The 11688-nt window shown below is 40.5% G+C and carries 9 protein-coding genes and 1 pseudogene; 6 read left to right on the forward strand and 4 right to left on the reverse strand.

Going from position 1 to position 11688, the window contains the following annotated elements:
* Nucleotides 1-209: 209 nt before the first annotated feature.
* Entirely contained in the window at nucleotides 210-791 is a 582-nt protein-coding gene (gene smrA / locus ABMY41_RS16550; protein WP_054561916.1) for a DNA endonuclease SmrA, read from the forward strand.
* A 62-nt stretch (nucleotides 792-853) separates the two neighbouring features.
* On the opposite strand, the gene ABMY41_RS16555 is transcribed toward smrA, so the two are convergent.
* Together ABMY41_RS16555 and ABMY41_RS16560 are read right to left on the reverse strand one after the other, a co-directional pair.
* Entirely contained in the window at nucleotides 854-988 is a 135-nt protein-coding gene (locus ABMY41_RS16555; protein WP_258535966.1) for a hypothetical protein, read from the reverse strand.
* A gap of 98 nt (nucleotides 989-1086) precedes the next feature.
* A complete protein-coding gene (locus ABMY41_RS16560) occupies nucleotides 1087-2007 on the reverse strand; it encodes a glyoxylate/hydroxypyruvate reductase A (RefSeq protein ID WP_349275480.1) in 921 nt (306 codons plus the stop codon).
* Between the two features lie 123 nt (nucleotides 2008-2130).
* Between ABMY41_RS16560 and ABMY41_RS16565 the strand changes: the two genes are divergently transcribed.
* Complete coding sequence (locus ABMY41_RS16565; RefSeq protein ID WP_349275489.1) at nucleotides 2131-3849, forward strand: lysophospholipid acyltransferase family protein; 1719 nt, start codon at nucleotides 2131-2133, stop codon at nucleotides 3847-3849.
* A gap of 51 nt (nucleotides 3850-3900) precedes the next feature.
* Here the strand turns inward: ABMY41_RS16565 and dapE are convergent, their stop codons facing one another.
* Both dapE and ABMY41_RS16575 read right to left on the reverse strand, forming a co-directional pair.
* Nucleotides 3901-5079 (reverse strand): succinyl-diaminopimelate desuccinylase, encoded by a 1179-nt coding sequence (gene dapE / locus ABMY41_RS16570; protein WP_289097136.1) that lies wholly within the window; start codon nucleotides 5077-5079, stop codon nucleotides 3901-3903.
* A gap of 70 nt (nucleotides 5080-5149) precedes the next feature.
* Entirely contained in the window at nucleotides 5150-6568 is a 1419-nt protein-coding gene (locus tag ABMY41_RS16575; protein ID WP_349275482.1) for an MATE family efflux transporter, read from the reverse strand.
* A gap of 234 nt (nucleotides 6569-6802) precedes the next feature.
* Between ABMY41_RS16575 and ABMY41_RS16580 the strand changes: the two genes are divergently transcribed.
* From ABMY41_RS16580 to ABMY41_RS16595, 4 genes and pseudogenes are all read left to right on the forward strand, one after another.
* Nucleotides 6803-7456 (forward strand): OmpW family outer membrane protein, encoded by a 654-nt coding sequence (locus tag ABMY41_RS16580; protein WP_349275484.1) that lies wholly within the window; start codon nucleotides 6803-6805, stop codon nucleotides 7454-7456.
* 375 nt (nucleotides 7457-7831) lie between these two features.
* Nucleotides 7832-10000 carry a CapA family protein gene (locus ABMY41_RS16585; protein ID WP_349275485.1) on the forward strand — a complete coding sequence of 723 codons (2169 nt, stop codon included), beginning with the start codon at nucleotides 7832-7834 and terminating at the stop codon, nucleotides 9998-10000.
* Nucleotides 10001-10009: 9 nt separating this feature from the next.
* Nucleotides 10010-11572 carry a hypothetical protein gene (locus ABMY41_RS16590; protein WP_349275487.1) on the forward strand — a complete coding sequence of 521 codons (1563 nt, stop codon included), beginning with the start codon at nucleotides 10010-10012 and terminating at the stop codon, nucleotides 11570-11572.
* Nucleotides 11524-11688: pseudogene (locus tag ABMY41_RS16595) on the forward strand (transposase); the annotation flags it as partial. The gene ABMY41_RS16590 and the pseudogene ABMY41_RS16595, both read left to right, overlap by 49 nt.

Raw genomic sequence — 11688 nt, forward strand, 5'->3', positions numbered from 1 at the left:
TGGTGGTCCCTTTTAAGAAGTAACAACGATGAGAGTAAGTGCCTGTGAAACGCCCAGAGGGTTGGTTTAAAAGCGATTTATACTGCGTTATTGATTTTAACAATAGAACCACTATTATTTGCAATCAATGCCTTGCCTAAATCGCTTTTAATTCCAACTGAAACTCGCACCTTGAGGTGGTTTGGGTATAATTAATTTGGAGGTACCTTATGTCATTAAACGACTTCGACTTATTTCTCTCATCAATGGAAGACGTAAAACCTCTTAAGCATGACACTGTTCAATTTGATTCTACGAAACAGGGCCCTTCTTTAGCGCAACAAGAAAAACGTAAAGCAGCTGAGTGTGATTTAGCAATTGATGAAAACTATTTACGTACTGAATTCGTTGAGCTGTTAGATCCCCATGCCATATTGGCATTTAAAAAAGATGGCGTACAAGGCCAAGTATATAAAAATCTACGCTTAGCTAAATATCAACTCGATGCCACGCTTGATTTGCATGGCCAGCCTCTTCAACGAGCGCGCAGTACGCTTTTTAACTTTATTGATGACTGCCATAAACGAAATATTCGTGTTGTACTAATTCGCCATGGTATTGGTATCAAAAATAAATCACAGCCGGGTATTTTAAAGAGCTATACCAATAAGTGGCTGCAAGAAATTCCAGCGGTTTTAGCCTTTCATAGCGCCCTTAAGCATCATGGTGGTAGCGGTGCGACGTATGTGATGATTAAAAAGTCAGACGAGAAGAAACACGAGAACAGAGAAATCCATTCAAAAAGAAGTTAATAGAATAAGTGATTTAAGTGCAGCATAAAAACATGCTGCACATATTAACTGTGATTGGTTGGTTATGATTGGCTTACTTCAATAGCCTGAGCTGGCTGCTCCGACGCATTCGCTTGATTAAACCATGCTGAAACACCAAGAACAATTACTGACACTACGACTAGACTAAATTTAGCTCCACCTTGATTAGATTTCATAACGCCTCTTTTTTTATTGTTGTTTTTTTATTGAGCAACAACAGAATAGCAAAGTTACAGATGTTAACAAGGTGTACATTAATCTAATTTGTAATGTGTCAATAACCTTTTGTTCTATCAACCTGATTTATTAGATTTTTACCTTCAATTAATCTTTTGACATTACCCGCAATTTGCAAAGTCAAAGTCTCTAAATCTGACAATGCAGCACAGTGAGGTGTTAAGGTCACTTTTTCATGAGACCAGTAAGCATGCGACTTAGGTAAAGGCTCTTCGCTGAACACATCAAGGGTAGCGCCTCGTAATTGCTCACTATCAAGTGCTTCAAGCAAGTCTTCATCGACAACATGCTTACCTCTGGCAACATTAATAAGCACCGCATGATTTTGCAATTTACTTAGCAGTGATTTGTTAATGATACCCTGAGTGTGTTGGTTAAGTGGCAACAAGCACACGAGATAATCAATTTGACCAAGCATGTCATCTAATCCCTGCTGTGTGTAATAGGTACTTACTTCAGCATCGTGTTTTTCACTATTAGACCAAGCACTCACTCTAAAGCCATTTGCGAGTAAACGCTTAGCACAGGCTTTACCTAGTTCACCATAACCCAAAATACCCACATGTTGATGTGAATACGCTCGCTTTGGCTTCCAAGTACTGGCTGATTGTTTTAAATAATATTCTTTGAGTCTCAGCTTGTGTGCCAACACATGGGTCAACACGTACTCTGCCATATCATTTGCAAGATTATCATCAACAATTCTAACAACGGGGACGTGCGCCGCTATCTTCGTTAAGTCGATGCTATCAACGCCTGCACCAAATGAAGAAACTGCTTTTAAATTTACCAGCTTAGGCCATAAATCAGCAGGGGCATTCCAAGCCAGTACAAACTCTACAGCTTCGTAGTCGGTGCATTCAGACCAAAGCTCCACGTCAACCTCTGGTAATAACGCTTGTAATCGAGCAATTAATTGGCTGCAATCTCGGCCTGTTACAGCTACAAGTAAAATCATTGTCTTCTCCATTTTGCCTCGTACTCGAAGCGCTCTTTAAAAAGTCACACAACTGCAACCTAACTGTCACAGCGAACTCTTACCCTAATCTCATCGCTGAAAGCGTTTATGTTTGAGGTTTGTATGATCAGTGTTGATAAAGTAATAGAAGCAAATTTACCACAGTTAGAAAATTCACCAAAAGTAAAAGGCTTAGTAAAGAAAGGTCTGGGTTATTTATTACATGAGCAAGAGTTTGTTGCCTTTGGTGATGCATACCCACATTTACAAGGACTTGAGTTTGTAGAGCAAGTACTTGATGAGCTAGACTTTGACACGCGCTACAAGCCAAAGCAAATGGAACATATTCCTAGTGAAGGTAATGTCGTTATTGTCGCTAACCACCCTATCGGCTCTCTTGATGCATTAGCGCTGATAAAAGTCTTATCAAGTGTGCGCCCCGACTTAAAAGTCGTTGCAAACCGCATGCTGATGTCAATCACTCCGATGCACTCGTTACTCCTTCCCGTTGATAACCTCTCTGGTACAAGTAAAAAGAAAGAACTTGCTAATATCCAAAAGCATTTAAAATCAGACGGTGCGTTATTAATCTTTCCTGCAGGTGAGGTGTCACGCTTAAGTCCAACGGGCATTAAAGACTGTAAATGGAATACTGGCTTTTTGCGTATGGCAAAGAAAGCCAACGCACCTATTTTGCCAATTTACATTAAAGCGAAAAACAGCCCATTATTCTACGGCACCTCAATGATCTACAAACCCTTAGCCAGTTTGTTGTTAGTCAAAGAGATGTTCAAACAGCGACAAAAATCATTAGAGTTTGAAATTGGCGCTTCCATCCCACCTGAGTCATATTTAATCGAGAATTTAAAAGACAAAGAAATAGCTCAGCTGATAAGAAAGCAGTTGTATCGACTTATCACTAAAAAGCCTCTGCCCTTAAAAACACAAACCCCTATTGCCAGTCCAGAAGCAACGAAAGACCTTAAAAAAGCCATCGAAGAGTGTGAGCTATTAGGTGAAACCTCTGATGGTATGAAAATTTACTTATACCAATACTGTGGTAGCTCACCAATTTTCCGTGAACTAGGACGACTACGTGAAATTGCGTTTCGGGCAGTCGGTGAAGGCAGTGGCAAACGCCGAGATATAGATAAATACGACATGGATTATCAACACCTTGTACTGTGGGATGCTAAGCAACTTGAACTAGTCGGCGCATACCGACTTGCCTGCGCACAAGACATTATAGAAAAACATGGCCGCAAAGGTTTATATACCGACAGTCTATTTAGCTACAGCGGTGATATGGCGCCGTATTTTGAAAAGGGCATTGAGCTTGGTCGCAGCTTTGTGCAACCCAAATACTGGGGCAGAAAGAGCCTAGATTATTTGTGGTTTGGCATTGGCGCATTTGTGAGCCGCTACCCGCAATACCGCTATTTGTTTGGCGCAGTCAGCGTGTCTAACGCGCTCCCCGAGCAAGCTAAATCGCTACTTGTTCACTATTACCAACATTATTATGGTGCAAAACAAGTGTTAGCTATCCCCAATAATGAATATCGCCATACCGAATCACAAAAAGAACAATGTGCTCAGTTATTTGCTGGGGATGATATTAAAGATGACTTTGTTGAACTTAAGCATGTACTTGCCAATATCGGCGCGCAAGTCCCAACCCTATTTAAACAATACACAGAGCTTTGCGAGCCAGGAGGTGTGCAGTTTTTAAGTTTTAGCATCGACCCTGAGTTTAATAACTGCATTGATGGTTTAGTGCTTGTCGACTTAGATAAAGTGAAAGCGACTAAGGCCAAACGATACTTAGGACAGACACGCGAATAGTCGTTATAAAATAGCTAAAAAAAGTCGGCATGCTCGCCGACTTTTTTCTTTTTAATTAAAGATATTTCTAAGTGCAGCTAAATATATTTGCTCAATAGTTTTTAAATCTGCGATAGGAACATGCTCATTAACTTGATGAATGGTATGGTTTCGCACCCCACATTCAATCACTTGTGTGTGCTCATTAGCAAAAAAGCGGCCATCTGATGTGCCACCACTGGTACTTAGCATAGGGAAGCTGCCAGTTACTTCATGCACGGCTTGTTCAAGCTGCTGCAATAAGCAATTGCTTGCTTGATGCAGGGTATAAAATGATTCACACGGGCGTTCCCAAACAAGCGTTAGCTGCGATGCTAGATCTGCCAATGCAAACTGAATTTCTTCTTTAACGTCTTTACTTTTGTAGCCATGACTATAACGTACGTTAAACGTGATCTCGCACTGAGCAGGAACAAGATTATCTACCACATTGGCAATATTAATTCCGGTCACTTGCAGTGTTGTAGCCGAACTAGCTTCATCTTTGTGCCAGCTAATTGCCGTTAGGCGCTTCACTACCTCTGCACTTAAATGCGCTGCGTTTATAGTGTTTGCTGGATAGGCAACATGCCCAGCTTTACCTTGAATAGATAATCGAGCAGACAATGCTCCCCTTCTGCCATTTTTAATGGTATCACCCACATGCTGATGGCTTGTTGGCTCGCCTACTAAGCAACCATCAAGCACAACACCTTGTTTGGCAAGACGTTCAGCAATCAGTAAAGAGCCGTATTCAGCCTCGCCCTCTTCATCTGAGGTAATTAACCAGTAAAATGTGCCGCGTTTATGGCTATTTTGCGCTAAAAACCGTTTGGTTGCGCAAAGCATAGCGGCAACGCCGCCTTTCATATCTGCTGCGCCACGACCATAGACACTGCCATCCACTATCTCGCCACTAAAAGGATCAACTCGCCAATCACCCTGCGCAGCGGGTACCACATCAATATGGCCAGAAAATGCAACGATAGGGCCTTCACCAAAGGTGATTTTAGCAATTAAATTAGTAACATGATTAAAGCTAAATACCTCACAATCAAAGCCGAGCTGGCTTAAATTACTTTCAAGCCAATCAATTGCACCCGCTTGAGCAGGTGTGACCGATTTAAATCGGAGCAAGGTTTGTAATGTTTCAACCACCTCAGATTGCACCGACAGGTGCGTTGCTAACTCTGCATTTGATATCAAACTCATAATAACCCTAGTCAGTTAGAAAGCTTGGGTTATTACAACGAGAGTTTATGACCGCAGTGTGAAACTTAAATTAATGATTTCCTTCTTCGATGAGGGTTTCTTGGGTCACCTTAGCAATGTCTTTGTCTTCTTTGGTTAATTGTGTTCGTTGCCAACGACCTGCTGCGAACCATAAATAAGTAATAATTGCCACAAGTACATTAGTAATAGCAAACGAATACCATATGCCCTGTGGTCCCAGTGAGGTATGTTTAGACAAAATATACGCCGCTGGAAATTGAATAACACATTGCGAGAGCAGTGACACAATCATCGCATTGAGCATGTTTCCTGAAGCCCTAAATGCAGCAACAACACAAAGCTGCACGCCTATTCCGCCCCAAGTTAAGCACATGACGCGAATGAACTCAGCGCCACCAGCAATAACAGACTCATCATCAGGAATGAAAAAAGCTACCAAGTATTCAGCAAATACATAAGCTAAAACGCCCACTAATGTCAGGCCTAGCATCCCCCAAAGCGCGGCTAAACGTGTTATTTGTGCTGCACGCTGTGGATTTCTTGCCCCCATGTTTTGACCAACCAAGGTTGAAACAGCCATTGAAAGACCCATTGCAGGGATCATCACCATTTGTAAAATATTAGAACCAACACCATAAGAGGCAATGGTGTGTGTACCAAAGCTGGCAACCAAAAACGACATAATGATTAAGCCAAAGGCTCGCGCAGAAAGTTCAACCGAGCCAGGAGCCCCTAAAAAGAAGGCTTGTTTCATATATTGCCAGTCTGGTTTAAAGCTTGAGAGTTTAAGTTGGATGCCGTGGCGGCCTCGCAAAAACACCCATACCCCGATTGCAGCCGCTAAGCTTTGCGTGATTAGTGTGGCTAGTGCAGCCCCCATTACGCCAAATCCAGCAAAGTCACCAAAACCAAAAATCAGTAAAGGGTCGAGCACAAAATTGAGTAATACAGTAGCGCTTACAATATAAAGCGGTACCTTGGTTTGCCCTATGCCACGCATTAAGGCTTGAAACATGGCATAAATAAATACAAACACAACGCCAATAAAAGATACATGCATAAATTTAAGCGCATCACCAAACACTTGATCTTCAACACCTAATAAAGTCAAAAAGTAAGGAGAAAGCACATAGCCTATTAAACCAAGTATGGTTGCGGTAATTGTCACCATTAACATAGTTTGCGCAGCAACATGGTTTACCTTATCTTGCTGACCAGCTCCCATGTATTGAGCGGATAAAATAGCGCCCGCCATTGCCAAACCAGAGCCAATAGCAATCACCAAAAAGGTAACTGGCATACTGACAGAAACGGCAGCCACTTGTTCTGCCCCTAAGCGCCCTACCCAAAATGCATCGGTCAACTGATAAGCAGACTGCAAAATATTGATTAAGATGATCGGGATACCTAATTTAAGTAACGCTTTTGAAATCGAGCCATGAAGAAATAAGTGCTGCGGATCAGCCATGAAAAACACCTAATAAGCAAATAACACTGTTAGTTTACCAGCCGCAACTGAATATAGAGTCAATAAGAGTCAATCTTTTTTTTGCTGTACCTGTTTAAAAACTTAATCTAAATCAATAAATGGCTTCACTTAGTTCAAACATTTTTGAAACTTTGATCTAGAACAGGTTTTGTCCGCTTCAAGTTAGTAATAATAGCCTCAACCAAATAAGACAAGTAGTTCGCGGAGAACAACATGAAAACTAAATTAAGCATTGCATTACTTACTTCACTATTAGCACTCTCTCCTGTTGCAAACGCAAACTTAAGCGTGAACGTAGGTGCAATTAATGTAAACCCTGATAACGACAGCTCAAAAATCAATGAAGCACCAACGTTAGGTCTACGTGCAGATGATGATACTCAGCTAGGTATTACTGTAGATTATGCGCTTGATGACAATTGGGTAATTGAATTAGTAGCAGCAACACCTTTTAGTCATGATGTTCAAGGTGCAGGTGGTTTAGCAGGTAACAAAATTGCAAAAATCAAACATTTACCACCAACACTTTTAGCGCAGTACCACTTCTTAGACTCAACTTATAAGTTCCGTCCATTTGTGGGTGTAGGCGTAAACTATACTGTTTTCTTTGATGAAAAGCCTTCAGCTGCACTAAAAGCAACACTAGGCACTGACGATGTAGAAGTTAAACTAGATGATTCATTTGGCTTTGCAGCTCAAGCTGGTTTTAACTACATGATGAGTGAAAACTGGGGCCTACATGGCATGGTTTCACTAATCGACATCGATACAGACGCTACCGTTTATGCAGATGGTGCAAAAGCATTAACTTCAACTGTAGAAATCGACCCAGTTGTTGCTATGTTCGGTGTGAAATACAAATTCTAACTTTCATTTTGTGAAAGCCCATACGCACAAAAAGGCCATTTATTGGCCTTTTTTATTTTCTCCTGACTCATAACTCACCTAATAAAACTGTTCAATTATTAGACAGCAACATATTCTAATGAATTTGGACTGCACTTCAAAAATACAACGCGTCTTTTTATTAGTTTTTAAATTTCATTTAGTTAAACAACCACTATATTGAGATTTGTCACTTCAATATCTGAATTTTCAGAGCCAAAGACGTGTTGTTCCTATTCACTCACGATTATAAAATGAGTGTAATAATTTTGACCTATTTAATGTAAATTAGTTGTCAGCGCGAGGTGTTAATTGAAATTAGCTTTCTATTCTTTGGTCTTAATTCTCTGCGCGGCTTTGACATCGTGTAAAGTCAAAGATCCTAGCGAAGATAAACCAGAACAACTAAAGCAAGATTCAATTAGTGACCGTGAAGCATTAATTGCCGGTACTGCTGACATCGAATTTTCAGTAATAGACGAAAATCAATCACCTCTTAGCAATGTCACTATTACTGTAGCGGGTCAAGAATATCTCTCAGATACAATTGGTCGTGTTTCAATCAATAACCTTTCATTTGGTAATCATGCAGTTTTCATTTCACAAGAAGGCTATTTTCCTAAAGCCGGCATTTTGGTGAATCAACCTAACTTTTTGACCTCTCAAATTCAATTAGAAACAAAACCTGCTAACTCAAAAAGCTTACTCTTTGCAGGTGATACTATGTTTGGTAGACGCTTCCTAGACCCTAAACTGGATACCATGGGTACATCAGTGCCAGATGTTAGTAATGCGCTAATTAGACCAGACTCAGCACGAGAAGACAGTATTGAAATTACGACTCAAGTAGCGGCACTTTTTCGAGCCGCTGACTTTTCATCAGTAAATCTTGAGTCGCCAGTGACGACAATGCCAACAAATGTGCACCCGACCAAAGAATTCAGTTTTTTTTCACTACCAGAATCAGTGCAAAGCCTGTCAGAAATTGGCATTGATTATGTTGGCTTAGGGAATAATCACATCTATGACTATTTACAAAATGGCCTTGAAGATACCTTACTTGAAGTCTCAAGTGCAGGGTTTCTTAATAGCGGCGCTGGTCTTAGTGCTACAGAGGCTTTCAAAACTGTATCGCATAACCTTGAAGATGTTAACTTAACGCTTTTTGCAGCAACGACAATTACGGGGAAAGAACATCAATACACGTATGTTGCTGATGAAAATAAAGGTGGGGCTGCAGATTTAACTAACTCAGCAGAGGTAAAAGCTGTGCTTGAGCAACTTGACCCTACTGACTTTGTAATCGCGCAAATGCACGGTGGTGATGAATACTCATATACACCTTCACCCTATATTGGTAGTCGATTTGAAGTTCTTTCATCGCAGAACACCGATTTATTAATTGGTCACCATCCTCACATTGCTCAAGGGTTTGCTGTATATAATGAGATACCTGCAGTACTAGGTTTGGGCAACTTTGTATTTGACCAACCAAGACTAGACACTTTATTAGGTCTTGCTGTGATGCTTGATCTTGATACCCAAAACCAAACTATTAATCGCGGCTTCGCCTATCCAATTTATTTAGAAGACTATAAGCCTCGATTCACAAATGGATTTTTAAGTCATTATTTATTAAGAAGAATCGCTGAGCTTTCTGATGATAATATTACCCTTATCCCCCGTGAAAACTATGCAGAGATATACTTTACAGCTAATCAAGCTAGTAAAAAATCTCAGCAAGTGACCATCGAGATTGACGCGACTACAGACATCATCGATTTAAGACAGTATTCGCCATCTTCAGCTGCCTATGTTTCATCTATTGAAGTGAACAATGAAGCGCTTGATAGCCTTTTACTTGGCCGAGATATTATGGTGTTTGGTGATTTTGAAGACTGGGACAATGACACCGACGCCTTTGAAGTAAGTCGATGGGATCACAGCAGTGAAAGTGTTTTACCTTGCACTGATTACCCACTTAATGGCTTGCAGGCTCTATGCTCAACGCGTGATCGATTTGATAATACCCCTTCTATCATTCCATTTAGACATACAATGCGAGTAATGGAATTAACCGACGAATCAGGCGAACTTGATCTTAGTAAAGACTTTTCATTACTGACCTATTTGCAGTCAGAGAACGGTGGTAAGCTCGAAGCGTTATTAACCTATACCACTGAAATAGATGACCTTACCTTTGCAGAAAACCAAATTCTACTCAGCGAAGGAGGCAATCAGCCATGGCATGCCTTTAGCCATGATTTTAGTTTACCTTCAGATGATCAGACTCTTGGGCCTAAAGAGCTTCCCCCTCGTGGCGTAAAGTTACAGTTTAGGCACTATCCACCAGAGACAGGTGAAGCTATCACTCGCCTAGATGATGTCGCTATGATTAGTTGGCAGCAAAATATTAACCTAGAAAACGGACAATGGAAGACCGATAAAATGCACGGTTTCGACTTTTTAAAAGTCAATTCAAGTGGTGAGGTAAGTTTAAAACTTACATTCACTGTACTTGATTAAGGAGGGATTATGGCCGTATCACAACAGTTGTTGCGATTAACGCAACAAAGAGCCTTTTGGTTTGCTGTTTTCTTATTTGCTATTGTGCTTTTAAGTAACCTGCTGAATATATTTCAAGCAAGTGACGCATTTTTCTATAAAAAAATAAGCTCATTTAGTAGCACACAGCAAACAAACGTTGTGCTCATCACAAGTGAAAGCCTCAGTGCTAATCATTCAGACTTAGTCACTCAACTAGCCGAGTATCAGCCAAAAGCAATCATTATTTTAGCTGATGAACCACTGCAACCTTTAATCAAGAAAGGGGTTTTCTACCCTTATGCTGGTGGTGAGTATTGCATGCCAAAAGTAGAGATTTGGGCAACCTATCAAATGCGTATCCCTGCTGCTGACAGCCTTAAATGTGAAAGTGTCTGGCAAGCAGTTTTTAATTATAACCATGACAAATCTAGACTGATTAACTTCAGCTTAGACGTATCTGCACTGCCAAAATTTACTGCAAAGCGAGTACTTAACTACGACGTAATGAGTGAGCAACTCGAAAATAAAGTAATCATTGTTGGTCAACAAGCTGCTGAATTTAATGTAAATATACACGCCCCTAAACTAGAAGGGCTAAATGACCCCTTACTTCTTTTTGCTTATATCGCTGATAGTCTTGAGAAAAACACCACTATTAATGTGCTTAATTTTGCTATATCGGTAGTATTTGCGCTGGTATTTGTATTTGCTTTACTGTTTTTCTATCAAAAAATATCTATAAGTTATTCATTTCTAGTCGCTTTCGGCATAACTATATTTTGGTGTGCAGCCGGGTACTTTTTAGTGAACTTAACAAAGCTTTTCATTCCAATTGGCCAATTCATCATACTGACATTTGGGATTTTAGTCTGGGTAGTGGTTGCTCGCAAAATTTCTGAGGACAAAGAACTCACAGCCGATGTAAATAACATTCAGCAAATGATGATGGGCCGCTATATCCCGCAAAGCTTTATTGAGCACCCATCTCCGTGGGATCCCATTATTCAATTAATTAGTCAGCAACTAGATCTGGAGAAGTCAATTTTTCTTGCCCGAAAAGAAGACGATCACCGAGTAGTCGAAATTCGCGCAATAAATTGCCAACTAAATGATATTCAAGAAATGAGACGAGACTATCAACGCACACCTTATAGTAATGCGTTAAAGTCCTTAGGCATAGTGAAAATTAACCGTCCCTTTTTTAAACAAATTATTGACGGTGAAATCGAATTAATTGCGCCACTTGTATACGCTGGTGATGTACGTGGATTTTGGGCGCTATCAATTGTGCCAAACCAAAGCTTTAATCAGCAGGCGTTTGAAAAAAACGTTAATAAGTTTGCAGCTCAGGTTGCTGAGCTGCTATTTCATTACCATATTTTTAAAACAACACAGGCGAAGAATCGCACTCTAATTAATCGACTACTTACATTTAAGCTTCATGAACCAGTTAGTCAGAAGGTAAAAAGCTCGCTTAACGAAATGGAGCAAAAGTTAACCACCTTAGAGTGTTTGGCGAAGGTGAATGGCATGCACAGATGCACCACGTAAAGGCAAGAAAAAAGTGGCGAAAACTGCACCTTGCGGTGGATGCCAACACGCATGATATTGTGGGGGCGCAAATGACGCTCAGTAACGTCACCGACGGCGAGACCCTCCAAGATTTG

The sequence above is a fragment of the Pseudoalteromonas sp. BZA4 genome (assembly GCF_040104395.1).
Classification (GTDB): domain Bacteria; phylum Pseudomonadota; class Gammaproteobacteria; order Enterobacterales; family Alteromonadaceae; genus Pseudoalteromonas.